The sequence below is a fragment of the Shewanella sp. SM21 genome, from assembly GCF_025654335.1.
In the GTDB taxonomy this organism is placed as follows: Bacteria; Pseudomonadota; Gammaproteobacteria; order Enterobacterales; family Shewanellaceae; genus Shewanella; species Shewanella oncorhynchi.
Window position 1 is genome coordinate 1 of record NZ_JAKKRL010000009.1, and the last position, 19,238, is coordinate 19,238.

Below are 19,238 nucleotides of genomic sequence, written 5' to 3' on the forward strand. Positions count from 1 at the left end.
AAAAATCGAGTATTAAACTCACCCCAAAAACACGACTACAGATAATGAAGTAACAGGTAATACCGGCCTTTGCAGATGCTGAGAGAGTACAAGGAGCATATGACTCCGAAAGGACGATAAGCAGCAAAGGCGCGGTTCTCATTAAGGCCAGAGAACAAAGATTCTCACAAACAGGTCGGATATACGTACGCAGTATTACTTTCTGTTACTCAAAAAGTGGTTGATCTATTCGAGGTGTCCATATATGTATCTACGGCGTGTCACTGGTGTAACAGTGCGAAAGCCTGCGGCAGGCAATTGGGAAATACCTTTGCCAGAAGCAACCACAAAGCCCATTTCGCAACACTCAATTCTGCAGAGTTAAAACTCAGGCAATAAAAAAGCGAACCGCTAATAGTTCGCTTTTCATCAAACGTTAGACCTGAATAACGATTTAAAGTGGGGGCATGATTCCACACCACAATTGGGATTTATGATGGGTGGACAATTTAACTAAAGTAGAAAGTTGTGATTGGGGTGATAAAATACTGGATGATGCTCTTTCTATTCTAAGAGGTAAAAGATTGTGAAAATGAGATATCAAGAAGGTGATATTTTTATTATTCCTACAGAGGGTAAATTTGCCATCTGCCAAATTGTTTTTGCCCCAAAAGGGAAGTTTAAGCAAGTAATAGGTTTCTGCGTCCTATTTGTACAGGATAATAAAGTTTTTAAAAGTGATGACGTACTTCGCCCTCTTCCTATCATGGATATGGGGAAAGAGATGAAAGTTATATTTACTGGGAATCAAAATGTAAAAAATGGTTCTTGGGAGATAATTGGACATGCAGAGCTGACCGAAGATAAATACGAGTTAAGGATCTTTAATTACGCAGGAGGGCTATATAAGGGAGAGGAAGAAATTAAACGAATCCCTGTCTCTGAGTATAATAACTATATCTCAATGGAGGTGTATGGTTTCGAGCTTGTTAATAGCTTATTGGCAAACCTGTAACACCTCCGTTTTATCAGCCAGCGTCTCGTATTTGGGAAATGTCAGAACAAGCATAACTCTGTACTAAACCGTTACACCAGAACAGGCATTGTTGCACCAGTGACCTTCTAACACATGGGTCTTTTAGTAGAGCCTACAAGGACGCTAATATTTAAATCTTTGGCGGAGTGTCACTGATGTAGCGAATATAAGAGAATGCGGAAGCCTGCGGCAGGCAATAAAAAAGCGACCTTTCGGTCGCTTTTTGATGCTTCAAATTCGCTGAAGCCAACTACACCATAATTGCGTTGCTGGCGAAGCTAATGCAAGGCGGATTGAAAGCTTTCGCGCGGAGTTGACTCCTGTCAATGAGCACGAAAGCTGAGATTCAACGCCGCAGTAGCTAGCCTAAGCAGCAATTATTACTCGTAGTCTGATAATGGTGCACACGAACACATTAGGTTACGGTCGCCGTAAACGTCATCAATACGATTCACGGTTGGCCAGAACTTGTTAGTGCGCACTGATGCACTTGGAAACACGGCCACTTCGCGACTGTATGGACGCGTATCAAACTCTGGGTCCATGATATCGGCCATAGTGTGCGGTGCGTTGTGCAGCGGGTTGTTGTCCGCTGGCCATTCACCCGATTCCACTTTGGCGATTTCAGCGCGGATTGACACCATAGCGTCGATGAAACGATCGAGTTCCACCTTAGATTCAGATTCCGTCGGCTCAATCATCAGAGTTCCCGCAACAGGGAAGCTCATGGTTGGCGCGTGGAAACCGTAGTCATTCAAACGCTTAGCGATATCCATTTCGGTCACGCCTGAAGCTTCTTTCAGTGGACGTAGGTCAATAATACATTCATGCGCGACGCGATCGTTACGGCCACGGAACAATACTGGATAGTGTTCAGACAGCTTCTTCATCACGTAGTTAGCGTTTAGCAGCGCAGTTTGGGTCGACTTTTTCAGGCCCTTTGAACCAAGCAGCTTTATATACATCCAGCTGATCGGCAGAATGCCAGCGCTACCGTAAGGTGCAGCCGATACGGCGCCGTTGTTGTCGCTCACGCGGCCCGGTTTAACCACAACGTGACCCGCAACAAATGGGGCTAAGTGTGATTTCACGCCTATTGGGCCCATACCTGGACCACCACCGCCGTGTGGAATCGCGAAAGTTTTGTGCAGGTTTAGGTGTGATACGTCGGCACCGATAAAGCCAGGAGACGTTAAGCCGACCTGAGCGTTCATGTTGGCGCCATCTAAATACACTTGACCGCCGTGCTGATGCACTATGTTGCAGATTTCGCGGATAGATTCTTCATACACACCGTGGGTCGATGGGTAAGTGATCATGATGCAAGACAGGTTTTCAGCCACTTCGGCAGCTTTCGTCTTCAGATCTTCTAAATCGACGTTACCTTGCTTATCACACGCCGTCACCACCACTTGCATACCGGCTAATTGTGCCGATGCAGGGTTAGTACCGTGGGCAGATTGCGGGATCAAACAGATGTTTCTGTGCGCATCGCCGCGTGACTCATGGTATTTCTTGATGGCTAACAAGCCAGCGTATTCACCTTGAGCGCCAGAGTTAGGTTGGATACACACAGCGTCGTAGCCTGTAATGTTCACTAACCAAGTCGACAACTCTTCAATCAACTGAGTAAAGCCTTTGGCTTGATCCAGTGGGCTGAATGGGTGCATGTTGGCAAATTCAGGCCAGCTCACAGGGAGCATTTCAACCGCTGCGTTTAACTTCATGGTGCATGAGCCCAGTGAAATCATCGAGTAGTTAAGCGCTAAGTCTTTGCTTTCGAGACGTTTGATATAACGCATCATCTCGGTTTCGCTTTGATAGCGATTGAACGTTGGGTGGCTTAAAATCGCATCTTGGCGCACAAGTGCCGCCGGAATCGATTGGCTACCTTGGCTAACTATTTGCGCGTCTAACGCGGCAACATCTAAACCATGGCCAGCACCTAAGATCACATCGAACAGGGCTTCGATATCTGTGCGTAATGTGGTTTCGTCTAAGCTCACGCCCACAATACCATCGGCATCGAAACGTAGATTCATTTCAGCAGCCAGTGCGCGTGCATTGATGGCAGCAACATCTAAGCCTTTGATGCTAACAGTATCAAACCAAGTGCTGTTGACTAAGTTCACGCCCTTCGCTTTTAAGCCTGTAGCTAAAATATCGGCGAAACGGTGAATGCGTGATGCAATAGTTTTCAGGCCATCTGGGCCGTGGAATACGGCGTAGAAAGACGCCATATTCGCCAACAGAATTTGTGCAGTACAAATGTTTGAGTTGGCTTTTTCGCGGCGGATATGTTGCTCACGAGTTTGCATTGCCATACGCAGTGCGCGGTTACCACGGGCGTCTTTTGACACACCAATGATGCGGCCAGGCATAGAACGTTTGTGCTCATCACGGGCAACGAAGAAGGCCGCGTGTGGACCACCAAAGCCCATTGGCACGCCAAAACGCTGCGCACTACCAAATACCACATCGGCGCCCATAGCGCCCGGTGATTTCAGTAATACCAAGGACATAATGTCGGCGGCGACAGTCACAACCACATTCTTCGCACGCAGAGTTGCGAATAATTCGCTGAAGTCAGTGATTTGACCGAAACGGTTAGTATATTGGAACAAAGCACCAAACAGCTCATGGTTAACGGCCTCAGATGCTGGGCCAACCACCACTTCAAAACCAAAACACTCAGCGCGGGTTTTCACTACGTCTAAGGTTTGCGGGAACACATCATCGGCAACGAAGAAGATATTGGCTTTTTTCGCTTTAGAAACGCGCTTTGCCAGCGCCATCGCTTCGGCAGCAGCAGTTGCTTCATCTAACAAAGAAGCAGAAGCCAAATCTAAACCCGTTAAGTCCATCGACACTTGTTGGAAGTTTAGAATGGCTTCTAAACGGCCTTGGGCGATTTCTGGCTGATATGGCGTATAAGCCGTGTACCAACCTGGGTTTTCAAATACGTTACGCAGGATCACGTTTGGCACTTGAGTGCCGTAGTAACCCATGCCGATATAGCTCTTAAATACTTGGTTTTGTTTCGCTAAACCACGAATGTAAGCAATGCCTTCGGCTTCGCCGCAGGAATCACCAATGCTCAGATCTTGGCTTAAACGGATCGACTCAGGCACAATTTGCGCGGTCAGATCGTCCAGAGACTCAGCACCAACATAGTTCAGCATGGCTTGCTGTTGGCTGCTATCTGGGCCGATATGACGACGTAGGAATAAATCGTGCTGTTCTAACTGAGTGAGGGTTTGCTTGGTCATGATAAACCTTGTTCCAGATTTGCCGAAATTCAGAACTGTAGGGTACTGATTAACGGACTGTTGTTATGTCAATCTTGCGCTAAAACAAACGAAGCCCCTTAGGGCTTCGTTAGCGTCGACGATTATTCTTCGTCGATGACAGCTTGGTAGCCTTCAGCATCCAGCAGAGCGTCGACTTCTGATTCGTCAGAAGGCATTACGCGGAAGAACCAGCCTTCGCCGTAAGCACTGCTGTTAACGAGTTCTGGCGAATCTTCCAGCGCTTCATTCACGGCAATCACTTCGCCAGAAATTGGGGCATAAATGTCAGACGCCGCTTTTACTGATTCAGCTACAGCACAGTCTTCACCCGCAGTCACAGTGTCGCCAACTTCTGGGAGTTCAACGAAAACCATGTCACCTAACAGCTCTTGGGCGTGCTCAGTGATACCTACTGTGTAGCTACCGTCTTCTTCCTTGCGGATCCATTCGTGTGAAGAGGCGTATTTCAGTTCTGTCGGAATATTGCTCATTGTTCTTGTTCCTTGTTCCGTTTTTTTAAAATGCTTGTTTACCGTTGCGCACAAAGTTTGGCGCCACTACTCTAACAGCCACACGTTTTTTACGCATTTCGACTTCCGCAGTATCCCCAATCGAGCTAGGAACACGTGCCATCGCAATAGAATAGCCCAATGTTGGCGAGAAAGTCCCGCTGGTGATCACGCCTTGTTGCTCTACACCGGCTGCGTCAGTGAAAAATACTGGCATATCATGGCGTAACACGCCCTTTTCTTCCATCACTAGACCAACAAGTTTGCTGGTTCCGGCATCGCGAAGTGTTTCGAGGGCTTTACGGCCGATGAAGTCACGGTCGTTTGGCTCCCATGCAATAGTCCAGCCCATGTTGGCGGCCAATGGGTTGATGGTTTCGTCCATGTCTAAGCCGTAAAGATTCATACCAGCTTCGAGACGCAGCGTGTCACGGGCACCGAGACCACAAGGTTTAACCCCTTGATCTAACAATGCTTGCCACAAGGCTTGGGCTTCATCTTCTGGGACGATAATTTCGTAGCCCGCTTCGCCTGTGTAACCCGTAGTCGCAATAAACAGTGAGCCAGCTTGCTTACCGAAGAAAGGTTTCATGCCTTCGATGGCGGCGTTTTGCTCAGCACTGAACACGGCAGCGGCTTTCGCTTTTGCGTTAGGACCTTGAACGGCAATCATCGCCAGCTCAGGACGCTCAGTCACAGTGACATCAAAACCTTGGGATTGCTTGGCGATCCAAGCGAGATCTTTTTCGCGGGTCGCTGAGTTCACTACCACGCGGTAGTTAGTGTCAGTGAGGTAATAAGTGATGAGGTCGTCGATGATACCGGCATTGTCATCTAACATGCCGCTGTATAAGGCTTTACCTGGCACTTTAAGTCTAGCCACATCGTTCGCCAGCAACTTACGTAGAAATGCACCAGCGTCGCTACCTATCACATCAACCACAGTCATGTGGGATACGTCGAACATACCCGCGTCTTGACGCACAGCGTTGTGTTCTTCGATTTGTGAACCATAGTTGAGGGGCATATCCCAACCGTGGAAGTCGACCATCTTAGCGTTTGATTCTAAGTGCTTGTTAAACAGAATAGTTTTGTTAGCCATTGTTATCCCTTTTTGCGGCCTTTTTCAGGTCTCTGCCTAGTGTAGGGTGTAGATACTAGGGTCTAAAATGCGGCGAAATTATACCTTGCGTCACAAATTTGTATACAGGAGATTTTTCTAATCCGAAGCCATTGTCATTAGATTTTCTCATCTTCAACATGTAATTTTTTTACATGCGAAGGCCAGATTTGCGCACTATAGTACCAATGCGCTGATATTTTGAGCGATTAAGTTCACATTAGCGCAACCTAGGCTAACGGCACAACTTAGGCAGTGCCGACTTATTGCCCATGGCCTGTTGTATGAACACTGTTTTCAGCCCAGCGACATTATCAACCAGATTTAAGCCCAGATCGCGAATCGCCTTTTTGACTGGGTTTGAACCTTCGAATAGGCGTTTAAAGCCCTCCATCGCCGCGATCATCTCCATTGCATCGGCTTTGCGCCAACGTTCAAGTGCACGCAGCTGCGCATAATCGCCGATATCTTTACCCGCTTGCTGTAATTCGCTGATGACTTCGATGATGCTGGCCGCATCTAAAAAGCCGAGGTTCACCCCTTGGCCAGCCAGCGGATGAATAGTATGGGCAGCGTCGCCTGCCAACACTAAACGGTGGCGGGCAAAATGGCGGGCGTAGCGCATCCGTAATGGGAAAGCTTGGCGCTCGCTTTCAAGCTGACAGATCCCCAAACGACCGTCGAAAGCCGCGGTTAAGTTGCGCTCAAATTGCACTTTATCCATTGCCAATAACTCAGTGGCGCGCTCGGGCGGCACCGACCAGACGATAGAGCAGAGATTGTCTTCATACAGAGGTAAAAATGCTAGCGGGCCGTCCTGCAAAAACACTTGGCGGGCGGTGGCAAGGTGTGGCATTTCGGTACGAATAGTTGCGACGATTGCGTGGTGGCCGTAATCCCAGAATGTCAGCGGGATCTTGCATTGCTCGCGCACCCAAGAGTTGGCGCCATCAGCGGCTATCACAAGTGCGGCACTGACACTTTCTATTTCAGAATCGGCGCCATTGGCAAGGGTCAACCAAGCTTCGCGCTCACCAAAAGCAATGCGCTCTATGCGTTGGTTTTGAATATGGGTGATATTGTCAAACTCACTGGCGCGTTTCGCGAGGGCAAAGCTAATGGCATCGTTTTCGATAATCGCGCCGAGACTGGTTTCGCTGATGCTGTTGGCATCAAAGGCAATTTTACCGAAACCGTCTTTATCCCACACCGCCATTTTTTGATAAGGCGTAGCGCGGGAAGTATCTAAATAACTCCATGCCCCTAAGTTTTCTAACAAGCGCTGGCTCGCCTTATTGATGGCGCTCACCCGTAAACGCGGCTCGCCGCTCACGGCCTCAGTGTGGCCCGCATCGATAACGACGACATTCAGATCGGCCTGCGCCAATCCAATCGCGGTGGCGAGTCCCACCATGCCGCCACCCACAATGGCGATGTCATAGGCTTGTGAACTTAACATGGGTACATCCTTTTCGCGTTGCGATACCAGTAAATTGCGGAGTTATTTCCAGCCCATTGCCTTTTGAGCGACGGGGGTTTTCAGTGGCGGAAACCAAGACAAGAGCCGTAATCCTAAGTTACGCCCCAGCGCCATCGGCCAATATTGGTTTGAAAAGCCACGAACTAAAAATTCGATATTTCGGATAGTGCTGTTTCTGTCGTGCTCGCGGGCATTAAGGTACGCATGGGTCACAGCGGCGGAGCCAATATCTTCGCCCTGAGCTAGCGCAGTTTGGATCACCTCGAGCAAACTCACCACATCACGCAGTCCTAAGTTAAACCCTTGCCCCGCAATCGGATGCAGTGTCTGCGCCGCATTGCCGACAAACACACATCTGTGATGAATTGGCCTTAGCATATAGGACAAATTAAGCGGATACGCATGGCGCGCGCTGACATCGATAAACGTGCCCGCACGATAACCAAAGGCCTGTTGAAGCGCCGCTAAAAACTCGGCCTTAGGCGCGTCTTGCATCTGTTTAGCCCGCACATCATCGAGCGCCCACACGAGAGATAAGCGAGGTTGACCTTGGATATCGGCCATAGGCAACAACGCTAAGGGACCTGTTTGGGTAAAGCGCTCATAGGCCCAATGTTTGTGAGGCCTATTAGTTGGCAAATCGGCGGTTTGAATATTGGCAATAATGGCCGTTTGCTCAAAGGCCACTTGGGTCACGGGCAAATTAAAACTGCTGCGCACTTTGGATTGCAAACCATCAGCGGCAACCACAAGTTTGGCTTGAATTCGCTCGCCCGTATCGAGCACTAAGGTGTGACCTTCAACGGCGGGTTCTACTTGGGCAAGCTTGGCGGGGCAATAGAGTTTGACACTACTCTTATTCAACTCGTTAAACAGCACTTGGCCAACCCGTTCAAGCTCAACCACTTGGCCTAGGGCATCTAAATGAAACTGCGCCGCATTGAGTTCTGTCATGCCAAAGTGGCCGCGATCCGACACATGGATATTTTCAATCGCAGTGCCCAAATGGGCGAGCTTTTGCCATAAACCTAAACGGGATAATTCGAAAATAGAACCGTGGGCGATAGCAATAGAGCGGGCATCGAATCCGGGATGTTGCTTATCGGGAAGGTGCGCTTCGATTAAGGCAATAGAAAGTGGCCGAGCTGCGGATAAAGAAAGACGCGCGAGAGCTAACGCTAGGGTCGCCCCCGCCATCGCACCGCCTACAATTGCGATGTCGACGTGTTGAACTGAAGTATCCATGTGATTTGTGGCCGTCATGGGGATCTCATTCAAGCTTTGGCATAACACTAAGGCATGTAAACATAAAAGATGTAAACATCAATGCTATGCACTCAAAAACACCAGTGCTATGGACTCAAAGGCAGGTTTGCCCACCTTTGACATCTAATGAAGCCACTACTGTGTTAACTTATTGAACATTAAACAACTGCGGTAAATTAATGCACAACCGCAGTATCGTCAGCCTCGCCATGGGGAAGCTCAGGACCAAACTCCGAGTAACACATGATGGCTGCAATACGTACAAACTCGAGTAATTCAGTGTAAGCGGCTTCGGATTCTTCATCGTCGGCAACATCAAATTCCACTTGGGCAATTTCCGCCAAGTCTTTGATCACTTCACGTACTTCTGCCGAGGCTTGATTCAGTTTCGGCTGAATAATCGCCATGCCAGTCAAAAAACTCTGGGTCCACAGGGACAAGGCTTCAACACGTTGGCTGAGCGGCTCTTCTTCTTCGGGCAACAGCGGCATGAAACCAAATTCAAAATCCACTAAACGCGTCACTGAATCGTTAAACAAATCACACACTAATTGGTGCAACTGCGCTGGCAAAGGTTGACCATCGTTCATCAGGTCGAATAAAGGCTTGATCCAAGTGTCGCCAGTTTGCTCTACACCACCGCAGATTAAACCGACTAAAGCACCGTGAACTTCTACCGGATGCTGGCCGATTTCAGCCGCATCTAAGGCGAGTTTTAAGCTGTCGATACGTAACGAAGGAGGGGTTGCCATATCAGATCCCAATAAGATTTTTCCAGCAGCAATGCTAGCAGAGATAAAGACTTGAACCAATACTGAATCCCAATAATGGCGAAATCGGCCACGCCCTGATAAAAAACTATCCAACTGCTCACACAAACAGCAAACAAAACCGTCAAAGACCAATCCATTTGCGGCTTACCTTGCACTTTTAAGATCAGCCCTATATAGTCCGCCCTAAGAGGCTAACGAAAGGATCACCCGCGACATGAGTAACAGTGCTGTTGAAATTACCCTACTTGGGCGCACCTACTCTATCGCTTGCCCGAAAGGTCAAGAGGATGCCTTACGTACGGTAGCGTTAGGAGTTGAACAACAACTCAGTGCGTTAAAAACCCGAACCAATAGCCTAAGCCGTGAAGAAATTGCGATCATGGCGGCGCTGAATATTGGACACGAATTGTTCCAAGAAAAGCAAAAAAATAAGCACTACATGCAACAGATGGACGACAGGATCAGCTTGCTGCAGTCGACCCTCGAAAGTGCCTTAGTTGAGCGTTCAACTAAATAGATTTAAACTGTGCACCTTAGTGATTTAACACCAATTGAGTTAAACCAACTGACGCACAGTGAATGGCTAAACTGGCTTATTTAAATAAACCAATGCTTTAGCGATTCAATACCGTTTTGCTCCCTGGGATGCATGCCAACTGGTAATGTCCCTGTGCCGATAATTTTTATCTCAGGGTGAATGCTTTACTGACATTGTGCATGCTCGGCTTGTACCGAGAAGCCTTAGGAGGTAATCATTTACCCGCCTTGAACCTACGGTTCAAGGGCTACACCGGTAGCGGCATTCTGGGGAGCATCTTAATTCTATGTCTACATCTTCCAAACTTTCTCATTTGAATCCCCAAAGCGACACGGCGCAACTTGCCGTAGAAGTCGCTGATGCCGTAGATGTCACAAACTATGCGGCAAATATCGCACTCCATACAAAAGAAAGCCGCAATCTGTTACGCAAAGCCATTCGCACCGCCCGTAAATCCCTCTCCGAAATAGAACAAACCCAAGCAAGTTTAAACGCCTGCCAGCGAATGCTCGATGCATTGCAGGCCAACAAAGCGCAACATGTGGCATTATATCTCACCCACGATGGCGAACTCGCCACGCCGCCGCTGATCGCTGCGCTGTGGCAATTGGGCATTCACACCTATCTGCCAAGGTTGCATCCCTTCAATGCTGGGCAACTGTTATTCCTGCATTACACCGCAGACACGCCGATGCAGGCGAATCAATTCGGCATCTTAGAACCTAAGTTAGATGTGCGCGCCATTATCCCAGTAACTGAGCTAGATGTGGTTATCACGCCCTTAGTGGCTTTTGATTTAATGGGGAATCGCATGGGCATGGGCGGCGGCTATTACGATAGGACACTGGCGAACTGGCAGCTCAAAGGTAAACCTTTGCCTATGGGTTACGCCCACGACTGTCAGCAAGTGACGAGTTTACCTTGCGAACTTTGGGATGTGCCTTTACCGTTCATCATCACCCCAAGTCGGGTACTGACGTTTTAAAAGAAGGATCGAGAAACTAGAAACTAGAAGCTAGGGCGCTTCGCTGCTAGAAAAAGCAGAGCGTCGCTCCATAACTGCTCCTGCACTCTTTCTATTAAAGAATTCTACCTCCTACATCTGACCACTTTGGAGGGTGAAAATGTCATATTTGGTATGAAACAAAATAGATCATGCAGTCGTTCACTCCTTCTAGAATCTAGAGCCATGCAGTGGCGTTCTAGAGCCTTCTCTACCTTAAATGCCGGCCACCATCGACATTATGGCAACGACCAGTGACGTAGCGGCTATTCAGCAGATATTCCACTAAGTCGATAATTTCCTCATTCCCCGCCTCTTTCGGCAACAGCGCTTTGGCTAATGTTTTTTGCTGATAGGCAACATCATCTCCTGCATTAAATAGGATCATCGCAGGCGCAATCGAATTCACTTTGACCTCGGGCGCAAACTTGGCGGCAAAGGATAGCGTCATATTGTGCAGCGCAGCTTTACTGGCGGCATAGGCGATATGCTTCTGACTGCCCTTCTCTGCCACATAGTCAGTAATATGAATCACATCACTGCCGCCGATTTCATCGCCAGCACCCGCACGTAGCAGCGCCTCTAAGGCCAAGTTCAACTGATAGGGCACACTCACATGCACTTGCATCATCCGCTGCAGCACTTCGCTCGGCGCAAAAGTGGTACTCTTTAAAGACTCATTCTTTGTAAGCACAGGATCAGGCAGCCAGTCAGAGGCATTGTGAATAATGGCGCGAATTTGCGGCAATTTAGCTAACTCAGCAATTAAGGATCGCACTTGGGCATCGTCATAAAAATCGCAGGGATACAGAGTCGCACCTAAGGTGGTAAGCTCATCAATACTAGCGTAATGGCTGCGATAAGTACCAATCACGCGCTGACCTTGGGCGAGAAAATGTTTGGCTAAGGCGTAACCTATGCGTTTACCCACGCCTGTGATTATGATGGGAGATGTCATACCTATCCTTTTGAGTCGTTATTGGTCAGGTTTTACCTTGTTCGCTTAAAAATCAGCAATCAAGTTAAACTGATGAATAACCAAGATGTTACTGCACTCATTTGAATTTAACCTAACAAAAAGCCAAATGAGATGCTGATCCGTTCTACAATCGCTTCGATCTAAAACCCTTTCTTCTGCGTATAGGGTAGAAGAAAACCAAGCTTAAGTACTCAAGCCAAGAGCTTAGACCAAGTATTGTGATCAAGTCATCAGAGGTAATACCGATGGAACTGCGGATTTTTTACGATGGAAATTGTCCATTATGTAGCGCCGAGATGCGCCAACTGAAAGCGCGCGATCCGAAGAACTTGATTGCGCTTGAGGATTTAAATGCGCCAGACTTTAGTGAGCGTTTCAGCCATATCGATAGGGACTATGCCAATACCATTCTCCATGGCGAAACCGCAACGGGCGAAGTGTTACTCGGGTTAGATGTCACTTGTAAAGCGTGGGCACTGACAGGCACACGCGCTTGGATCCAACTGTTACGCCTGCCCGTGATTAAAACTGTGGCCGATTGGTGCTATCTCAGATTTGCAAAACACAGATATCGCATCTCCTATTTACTGACGGGCAAAGCCCGCTGCGACGATAATTGCCAACTGCCCACTAAGCGCCGCTGATCGACTGAATTAGCTTAGTAAAGTGTAAAACCTAGGCATAAAAAAACGGAGCTCAATGGCTCCGTTTTTAATTCGTCATAATCTAAAAAGATTATCCGAAAGATTATTTAACGAAATCAACGCCTAGTTTGATATCGCCTTTCAGCGTATCTAACATAGAATCACGAGCGTTAGCTTCGAATGCACTCACTTCACCGTAAGGCAGTACTTTTTCAATACCGTTTTTGCCTAACAGCACAGGTTGTGCGAAGAATTCAGCATGCTCGCTGCCGCCGTCAACATAGGCGCATTCAACGATGTTAGCTTCGCCTTGCAGACCACGAACCAGAGACAGACCGAAACGGCAAGCCGCTTGACCCATAGACAGAGTCGCGCTTCCGCCACCGGCTTTAGCTTCAACCACTTCGGTACCCGCGTTTTGGATGCGAGTCGTCAGACTTGCCACTTCTTCGTCAGTGAAAGTCGCGCCTTCAACTTGAGACAGTAATGGCAGAATGGTCACGCCGCTGTGGCCGCCGATCACATTCACTTTAACGTCAGCAACGTTCAGGCCTTTTAATTCGGCGATGAAAGTTTCAGAACGGATCACGTCTAGAGTCGTGATACCGAACAGACGGTTCTTATCATAAACACCCGCTTTTTTCATCACTTCTGCAGCGATAGCCACAGTCGTGTTGACTGGGTTAGTGATAATGCCAACCAAAGCCGTAGGGCAAGTTGCCGCTACTTTTTCGATCAGGTTGCGAACGATACCCGCATTGATATTGAACAGATCTGAACGATCCATACCAGGCTTACGTGCAACACCAGCAGAAATTAGAACAACGTCAGCACCCACGAGGGCAGGCGTTGGATCTTCACCAGCAAAACCTTTGATTTCAACAGCAGTTGGAATGTGGCTCAAGTCAACCGCAACACCCGGAGTTACCGGTGCGATATCATATAGAGACAATTGTGAACCCGCAGGCAATTGAGTTTTTAACAGTAGGGCAAGAGCCTGGCCGATACCACCAGCAGCACCAAGTACAGCAACTTTCATAGTTATCTCCGTTATTTCTCGGATATGTGTGACATGGATCTAATTTGCGTTGGCGTCACATTACTGGAATGTCACAACAATTTCAATTATCCCTTAGTCGTGGGACAAAAGAATTCCGGAATAACGTAAAAGCAATGTAGAACAATTACTCAAATTGGGATTTTTACGCCCCCTACAAACGCTTAACCACTGGGACTTAGTGAATTTTTATTCAACCAATCTGGTTATTTGTTGACAATTTTTCTAAAAATATTCAAAATGGGCCTGTTTTTTTGAATAACGAATAATAATATTATGCAAACGACCAAGAATCAGGATGACCTTGTTAGAATTTTTAAGTCGATTTTAAAAGAAGAGCGCTTTGGCTCTCAGAGTGAAATCGTCACCGCCTTGCAAGCTGAAGGCTTTGGTAATATTAACCAATCAAAAGTGTCACGCATGCTCAGCAAGTTCGGCGCAGTGCGGACTCGCAACGCTAAGCAAGAGATGGTGTATTGCTTACCAGCCGAATTAGGCGTACCCACCGCGGGTAGCCCACTGAAGAATTTGGTACTCGACGTCGATCACAACCAAGCTATGATCGTCGTGCGAACTAGCCCAGGTGCCGCGCAGCTGATTGCCCGTTTATTGGATTCTATCGGTAAACCAGAAGGCATTTTGGGTACGATTGCCGGTGACGACACTATCTTTATTTGCCCATCGAGCATCCAAGATATCGCCGATACCTTAGAAACCATCAAATCTTTATTCAATTACGCAGAATAAAAAAACAGGTCAGTGAGCTGACCTGTTCTATTTTATCTGTACATTTTGAAGTGCAATACCGCGCTGGTTATTTGGCCATTGTCCCGATTACGTTACACATTCCAGCACAATATCTAACTCACAATATCTAACTCAACTATAACGATATCAGTAAGCCACACTGATGCGCTGGTTTGGGTGAGCGCCCTTTTCGGCTTCATCTACCATGGCTTTTGCGTAATCAGTTACAGAGATACGGCTTTGACCATTAGCATCGGTAAAGAAGCTGTCGCCACCAAGACGGTACGGGCCTTCACTCTCACCGGGATAAATCTCAACGGCTGGGCTCACAAAGGTCCAATTGATTGCCGTTTGCGCCGCACGGAATACCTGCAAAGCTTCACCCTGAGCTAACGCCTCATCTTTATATGCTGCTGGGAAATCTGGACTAGAGACCAGCGTCACACCCGGCGCCACTTCTAAACTCCCAGCACCAACGACCCACAATAAACGTGGCACCTTAGCGTTAGGCAGCACATCCAGTAAATGCTGAACCGTACTCGCCACTAGACCATGATTTTGTTGGGCGCGGCCACCAACAGCGGCAATCACGACATCTACGCCAGCAAAGGTATCGGCGACCAATGGCTGCTCTAAATCCACGGCACGTACTACTACGTCAGCCACGGATAACTTGCTTGGGTCACGCACTAACGCTATCACTTTATGTCCACGACTCTGTGCTTCTTTTAAAATTGCACCACCAATCCAACCCGTTGCACCTAAAATTGCGATTTTCATTTCATTGTCCCACCCAGATGATTTACATTGGATCCAGTTTACTTGCAGTTTTTCACCTAATAAACATCAATAATTGAGCATGATTGTTTCAATATAGGATACTAATGTGGATAAAATTGCCGCAATACGCAGTTTCGTCGAAGTCGCAAACTGTGGCAGCTTTACCAAAGCTGCCGAACATTTAGACCTCAGCCGCCTGCAGGTTTCCCGTCATATTCAAGAAGTGGAGCAGTGGTTGAGTTTACGCTTATTACACCGCACCACGCGCAGCGCCAGCTTGACTTTGCAGGGTGAGGAAGCGCTACAATTTTGCCAGCGGATCTTAAGTGAAGTTGCTGCCATGGAGAGCCGTGCCCACAGCCATAACAGTGAACTGGTAGGCAGTATTCGTATCGCTACGCCTATTGGCTTAGGGCAGCACAGTCTGTTTGATGTCGTCGATCGCTTTATTAAAATTCATCCTAAGGTCAACATTCAACTGGTGATGTCGGACAGTTTTGCGCAATTGGTAGATGAGAGAGTCGACGTGGCGCTACGTTATACCGAGCAGCCCGATGAGAATCTCATAGCTCGGCGTTTGATGACCATAGATGCGGTACTTTGCGCGGCACCGAGCTATCTTGATAGCGCAACGCCACTCCTCGAACCCATTGATCTGCTGGCCCACAACTGCCTCATACACTCAGCGCAACAAAACTGGCCTTTTCTAAAAGAACTGCAAGCCGAGCACGTCAAAGTTACAGGGAATCTTAGGGCTAACGATATGGGAGTGTTGGTCAGTGCGGCGCTACGTGGACATGGCATAGTGCGGTTACCCTGTGACTTGGCTAACCAATACCTTGCCAGTGGTCAGCTCAAAGAAGTCTTACCCGAATTTACGACACCAGGCCAAACCCTGTGGGCGGTATATTTGTCCCGCAGTTATCAGCAAAATCTAGTGCGCGCCTTTATCGATTTCACCGCCCTGCAATGGCAGCTCGATATCAAAAAATGGGTTCCCGCGCATTAGCATAAAAAAACGCACTTAGGCGTTAGCTTAAGTGCGTCTCGATTGATACTAATTCGGCTTGATTATAGAAAGCTTATTCGTCGAACTGCAGCATAAAATCCAGTGCAGGGGCAAAGAAAGATGAACCTGTCATCGCCTTAGTAAAATGCATCAAGTGATCATGATTGCCTTCGCCATCACCAAACATCATGCTATGCAGCATCTTTTCAAAATGTTCTGGCGTGCGGCAGTTAGAGATAAACATTAATCCCTGCTCCTTCAGCGAACCATAGGGCATACTCTGACGCAGGATCTCCATTGACTTACCATCGGCATCTTTAAGATTAACGCGCTTGATATGGCTGGTCAGTGGCTTATCTTCAGATTCATACTCGATATTATCTTGCTTAGTACGGCCGATAATATCTTCTTGTTTTTTAACTGGTAACCTATGCCACTTACTTAAGTTATGGGCATATTTTTGCACATGAATATAGCTGCCACCCTTAAACTCAGGATCCTCATCACCCACAAGTGCCACTTCCTGGCGGTGGCGCCCCTTAGGGTTTTCGGTACCATCGACAAAGCCGGTTAAATCACGGCTATCCATAAATCTAAAGCCACGCTCTTCTTCAACTAACTCCACTAAGTCTTCAAACATTTGGCTGATTTCATTAGCCACTAAATGCAGAATGTCGTAACGATCACTGCGAATATGCACGAATAAATCATATTCAATTGCAGGCGCTTCACGACTGCCCACTTGCATCGCAGGGAAAGGTTTGAGCAGTTCTGGGCGAGCAGTAGGATAGAGGCTATCCCAATAATTAGCACCAATACCAACAAAACCATTGAATGCACTGTCGGAATATTGATCTGTCAGCTCATAAATATACTGCGCAACGTTGGCAAGACAGGGACGTAATTGCGACTCGACATTGTCATTGGCATTAAACATCAAATAGACACTGTGTAAGTTCCCCTCAGCACACACACCCAACTGTTCACGCGGCATATTTTGAATATCCATTTGGTTATCACCCTTTTTCTAAATTCATTTTCGGCAATATTATCCGCAACTTTACCTAAAAATGACATTAACTAACGCACAGTTTGCTCTGATCTGTTTATGATAATGCCAATAGCGGAGCATTATCCTACCCCAGACCCTTAAACATAAAAATTGACGAGACCATTAAAGTCTCGCCAATCTGTTAAATCGAATCAATGACGTCAGGTTCACTCAGTGTTGAGCTTACCTTAGCATTTATCTTAGTGTTAATAGCCTGCGGCGTGACCATCCTTGCGACTCTCAGAGGCCGCACGATATACGCCAGTTTCGGCATTAAATCCAATGGCTTGATAGCCACCAAACTCCCCAAGTCCATCACGCAGCACATGGCCTTTCTTAATCAACTCACGACGGGTTTCTACCGGAAAACCTGATTCCAGACTGACGTAGCCACCATCATTCATCACTTCGCCTGTGGGCTCGGTTGACCCCATATGCAAAATTCTGGGGGCATCGCCCGCTTCTTGCAAGTTCATTTTAAAATCAATCAGATTCATTACAATCTGCGCGTGCATTTGTGGTTGAGTCGCGCCGCCCATCACCCCAAAGCTCAGCCAAGGTTTACCGTCTTTGGTCACAAAAGCCGGAATGATGGTATGGAATGGACGCTTGCCCGGTGCGTAGGTATTAAAACGCCCTTCCGTTAAATCAAACATTTGCCCGCGGTCTTGCAGCACAAAGCCGAGATCCGGCGGTGTCATCCCTGACCCCATACCACGGTAATTACTCTGAATGAGTGACACCATGTTGCCATCTTTGTCAGCGGTAGTCAGGTACACAGTATCGCCATGTTGCAACGCTGGATTACCCGCATCGACACTCTTGGCGGCTTTTGTAGGGTCAATCAACTTAGCGCGATCATAGTTATATTTCTGTGAGATAAGCTCGGTAACGGGCACTTTATTAAAGGCCATGTCGGCATAAAACTTAGCTCTGTCGGCAAAGGCGAGTTTCTTTGCTTCGACAAATAAATGAACATATTCAGGACTATTAAAGCCCATGGCAGCCACATTAAAGGGCTCCATGGTTTTTAAGATTTGTAGCGCCGCAATGCCTTGACCATTAGGTGGCAGTTCCCACACATCGTAACCACGGTAGTTCACCGAAACGGGATCTATCCAGTCGCTAGTATGGCTCGCTAAGTCATCATAACTTAAATAACCACCTTGGGATTTCATGTACTTATCGATACTTTTGGCGATATCACCTTTATAGAAAGCATCGCGGCCGCCCTTGGCAATTTTCTCATAGGTGTTAGCAAGCGCGGGATTTTTAAAGATTTCCCCTACGGTAGGCATCTTACCATTAGGCATATAGGTTTCTTTAAAACCGGGGAATTTAGCCAGTTTTTTACCACTGCCATCAAGGTAATAGGCAATCAACTCTGACACAGGGAAACCATCACGGGCATAATGAATTGCAGGCGCGAGGTTATCAGCCATAGCTAATTTACCAAACTTATTATGCAGCTCGTACCAACCGTCAACAGTACCCGGTACAGAAACTGGCAAAGGTCCAAGCGGCGGTAAATAGTCTAATCCGAGGGATTTAAGCTTTTCTAAACTTAAGGATTTGGGACTGCGCCCCGATGCATTAAGACCATAGAGGCGTTTATCTTTTGCGCTCCAGACGATAGCAAATAAGTCCCCACCGACACCCGAGCCCGTTGGCTCGACTAACCCTAACATGGCGTTAGCGGCAATCGCTGCATCGACCGCACTGCCGCCCTGTTTGAGTATATCAATAGCGACTTGTGTAGCTAAAGGCTGACTGGTCGCCGCCATCCCTTGGGTTGCATACACTTCTGATCGCGTTGCGAAGGCTTTACCTGTGATCCTATCCATGGCCATCACTCCTGAAGACGATATTGCCGTTGCTACAATAACGAGGGTGCAAATTGAATTTATTGTTTTTATCATAATTCCTCCAAAACCGGAGGATAAAAGTAGCAAGGATGGTCTAAAATATCACCAACCA

General features: G+C 47.6%; 17 protein-coding genes and 1 other RNA gene. 7 read left to right on the forward strand and 11 right to left on the reverse strand.

The window, feature by feature from the left end:
- Positions 1-571: 571 nt before the first annotated feature.
- The gene (locus L5L94_RS13225) at positions 572-994 is read left to right on the forward strand and encodes an immunity 26/phosphotriesterase HocA family protein (protein WP_263163556.1); all 423 of its coding nucleotides are present in this window, start codon (positions 572-574) and stop codon (positions 992-994) included.
- A 401-nt stretch (positions 995-1,395) separates the two neighbouring features.
- Here the strand turns inward: L5L94_RS13225 and gcvP are convergent, their stop codons facing one another.
- The 6 genes from gcvP to L5L94_RS13255 form a co-directional block, all read right to left on the reverse strand.
- Positions 1,396-4,284, reverse strand: a complete 2,889-nt coding sequence (gene gcvP / locus L5L94_RS13230) for an aminomethyl-transferring glycine dehydrogenase (RefSeq protein ID WP_263163557.1) — start codon at positions 4,282-4,284, stop codon at positions 1,396-1,398.
- A gap of 122 nt (positions 4,285-4,406) precedes the next feature.
- A complete protein-coding gene (gene gcvH / locus L5L94_RS13235; RefSeq protein WP_011845766.1) occupies positions 4,407-4,796 on the reverse strand; it encodes a glycine cleavage system protein GcvH in 390 nt (129 codons plus the stop codon).
- Positions 4,797-4,821: 25 nt separating this feature from the next.
- On the reverse strand, positions 4,822-5,916 hold the full coding sequence (gcvT, locus tag L5L94_RS13240; protein ID WP_263163559.1) for a glycine cleavage system aminomethyltransferase GcvT: 1,095 nt from the start codon (positions 5,914-5,916) through the stop codon (positions 4,822-4,824).
- A gap of 253 nt (positions 5,917-6,169) precedes the next feature.
- Complete coding sequence (locus L5L94_RS13245; protein WP_263163560.1) at positions 6,170-7,393, reverse strand: FAD-dependent monooxygenase; 1,224 nt, start codon at positions 7,391-7,393, stop codon at positions 6,170-6,172.
- A gap of 42 nt (positions 7,394-7,435) precedes the next feature.
- Positions 7,436-8,677, reverse strand: coding sequence for a 2-octaprenyl-6-methoxyphenyl hydroxylase (gene ubiH, locus L5L94_RS13250; protein ID WP_263163563.1), 1,242 nt, complete (start codon positions 8,675-8,677; stop codon positions 7,436-7,438).
- A 179-nt stretch (positions 8,678-8,856) separates the two neighbouring features.
- A complete protein-coding gene (locus L5L94_RS13255; protein ID WP_105252998.1) occupies positions 8,857-9,432 on the reverse strand; it encodes a UPF0149 family protein in 576 nt (191 codons plus the stop codon).
- 235 nt (positions 9,433-9,667) lie between these two features.
- Here L5L94_RS13255 and L5L94_RS13260 point away from each other — a divergent pair, with 235 nt between their 5' ends.
- The 3 genes from L5L94_RS13260 to L5L94_RS13270 all read left to right on the forward strand — a co-directional run bounded on the left by L5L94_RS13260 (position 9,668) and on the right by L5L94_RS13270 (position 10,976).
- Positions 9,668-9,970 (forward strand): cell division protein ZapA, encoded by a 303-nt coding sequence (locus tag L5L94_RS13260; protein WP_105250206.1) that lies wholly within the window; start codon positions 9,668-9,670, stop codon positions 9,968-9,970.
- Between the two features lie 117 nt (positions 9,971-10,087).
- A non-coding RNA gene (ssrS, locus tag L5L94_RS13265) (6S RNA) lies at positions 10,088-10,268 on the forward strand.
- A gap of 9 nt (positions 10,269-10,277) precedes the next feature.
- Positions 10,278-10,976: a 5-formyltetrahydrofolate cyclo-ligase gene (locus L5L94_RS13270; protein WP_263163565.1), complete on the forward strand. Its 699-nt coding sequence runs from the start codon at positions 10,278-10,280 to the stop codon at positions 10,974-10,976.
- Positions 10,977-11,205: 229 nt separating this feature from the next.
- On the opposite strand, the gene folM is transcribed toward L5L94_RS13270, so the two are convergent.
- Positions 11,206-11,952: a dihydromonapterin reductase gene (folM, locus tag L5L94_RS13275; protein ID WP_263163567.1), complete on the reverse strand. Its 747-nt coding sequence runs from the start codon at positions 11,950-11,952 to the stop codon at positions 11,206-11,208.
- Positions 11,953-12,218: 266 nt separating this feature from the next.
- Here folM and L5L94_RS13280 point away from each other — a divergent pair, with 266 nt between their 5' ends.
- The gene (locus L5L94_RS13280) at positions 12,219-12,617 is read left to right on the forward strand and encodes a thiol-disulfide oxidoreductase DCC family protein (protein ID WP_263163568.1); all 399 of its coding nucleotides are present in this window, start codon (positions 12,219-12,221) and stop codon (positions 12,615-12,617) included.
- 103 nt (positions 12,618-12,720) lie between these two features.
- On the opposite strand, the gene mdh is transcribed toward L5L94_RS13280, so the two are convergent.
- Positions 12,721-13,656 (reverse strand): malate dehydrogenase, encoded by a 936-nt coding sequence (mdh, locus tag L5L94_RS13285; protein WP_105250210.1) that lies wholly within the window; start codon positions 13,654-13,656, stop codon positions 12,721-12,723.
- Between the two features lie 294 nt (positions 13,657-13,950).
- Here mdh and argR point away from each other — a divergent pair, with 294 nt between their 5' ends.
- Positions 13,951-14,421, forward strand: a complete 471-nt coding sequence (argR, locus tag L5L94_RS13290; protein ID WP_006080175.1) for a transcriptional regulator ArgR — start codon at positions 13,951-13,953, stop codon at positions 14,419-14,421.
- A 147-nt stretch (positions 14,422-14,568) separates the two neighbouring features.
- Here the strand turns inward: argR and L5L94_RS13295 are convergent, their stop codons facing one another.
- Positions 14,569-15,201, reverse strand: coding sequence for an NAD(P)-dependent oxidoreductase (locus L5L94_RS13295; RefSeq protein ID WP_263163570.1), 633 nt, complete (start codon positions 15,199-15,201; stop codon positions 14,569-14,571).
- A 106-nt stretch (positions 15,202-15,307) separates the two neighbouring features.
- On the opposite strand from L5L94_RS13295, the gene L5L94_RS13300 reads away from it, so the two are divergent.
- Positions 15,308-16,210, forward strand: a complete 903-nt coding sequence (locus L5L94_RS13300; protein ID WP_113939097.1) for a LysR family transcriptional regulator — start codon at positions 15,308-15,310, stop codon at positions 16,208-16,210.
- A 73-nt stretch (positions 16,211-16,283) separates the two neighbouring features.
- Here L5L94_RS13300 and L5L94_RS13305 read toward each other — a convergent pair whose 3' ends face one another.
- Positions 16,284-17,219: a Dyp-type peroxidase gene (locus L5L94_RS13305; protein WP_113939098.1), complete on the reverse strand. Its 936-nt coding sequence runs from the start codon at positions 17,217-17,219 to the stop codon at positions 16,284-16,286.
- A 248-nt stretch (positions 17,220-17,467) separates the two neighbouring features.
- Positions 17,468-19,180 carry a gamma-glutamyltransferase gene (ggt, locus tag L5L94_RS13310; protein WP_263145619.1) on the reverse strand — a complete coding sequence of 571 codons (1,713 nt, stop codon included), beginning with the start codon at positions 19,178-19,180 and terminating at the stop codon, positions 17,468-17,470.
- Positions 19,181-19,238: the final 58 nt, after the last annotated feature.

What these genes read in the sequence shown, in the direction of transcription:
- L5L94_RS13260 (WP_105250206.1), top strand. Translation starts at nt 9,668, where the DNA reads ATGAGTAACAGTGCTGTTGAAATTACCCTACTTGGGCGCACCTACTCT.
- L5L94_RS13280 (WP_263163568.1), top strand. Translation starts at nt 12,219, where the DNA reads ATGGAACTGCGGATTTTTTACGATGGAAATTGTCCATTATGTAGCGCC.
- folM (WP_263163567.1), bottom strand. Translation starts at nt 11,952, where the DNA reads ATGACATCTCCCATCATAATCACAGGCGTGGGTAAACGCATAGGTTAC.
- ubiH (WP_263163563.1), bottom strand. Translation starts at nt 8,677, where the DNA reads ATGACGGCCACAAATCACATGGATACTTCAGTTCAACACGTCGACATC.
- L5L94_RS13225 (WP_263163556.1), top strand. Translation starts at nt 572, where the DNA reads ATGAGATATCAAGAAGGTGATATTTTTATTATTCCTACAGAGGGTAAA.
- L5L94_RS13270 (WP_263163565.1), top strand. Translation starts at nt 10,278, where the DNA reads ATGTCTACATCTTCCAAACTTTCTCATTTGAATCCCCAAAGCGACACG.
- argR (WP_006080175.1), top strand. Translation starts at nt 13,951, where the DNA reads ATGCAAACGACCAAGAATCAGGATGACCTTGTTAGAATTTTTAAGTCG.
- mdh (WP_105250210.1), bottom strand. Translation starts at nt 13,656, where the DNA reads ATGAAAGTTGCTGTACTTGGTGCTGCTGGTGGTATCGGCCAGGCTCTT.
- L5L94_RS13255 (WP_105252998.1), bottom strand. Translation starts at nt 9,432, where the DNA reads ATGGCAACCCCTCCTTCGTTACGTATCGACAGCTTAAAACTCGCCTTA.
- L5L94_RS13305 (WP_113939098.1), bottom strand. Translation starts at nt 17,219, where the DNA reads ATGGATATTCAAAATATGCCGCGTGAACAGTTGGGTGTGTGTGCTGAG.
- ggt (WP_263145619.1), bottom strand. Translation starts at nt 19,180, where the DNA reads ATGATAAAAACAATAAATTCAATTTGCACCCTCGTTATTGTAGCAACG.
- L5L94_RS13245 (WP_263163560.1), bottom strand. Translation starts at nt 7,393, where the DNA reads ATGTTAAGTTCACAAGCCTATGACATCGCCATTGTGGGTGGCGGCATG.
- L5L94_RS13295 (WP_263163570.1), bottom strand. Translation starts at nt 15,201, where the DNA reads ATGAAAATCGCAATTTTAGGTGCAACGGGTTGGATTGGTGGTGCAATT.
- gcvT (WP_263163559.1), bottom strand. Translation starts at nt 5,916, where the DNA reads ATGGCTAACAAAACTATTCTGTTTAACAAGCACTTAGAATCAAACGCT.
- gcvH (WP_011845766.1), bottom strand. Translation starts at nt 4,796, where the DNA reads ATGAGCAATATTCCGACAGAACTGAAATACGCCTCTTCACACGAATGG.
- gcvP (WP_263163557.1), bottom strand. Translation starts at nt 4,284, where the DNA reads ATGACCAAGCAAACCCTCACTCAGTTAGAACAGCACGATTTATTCCTA.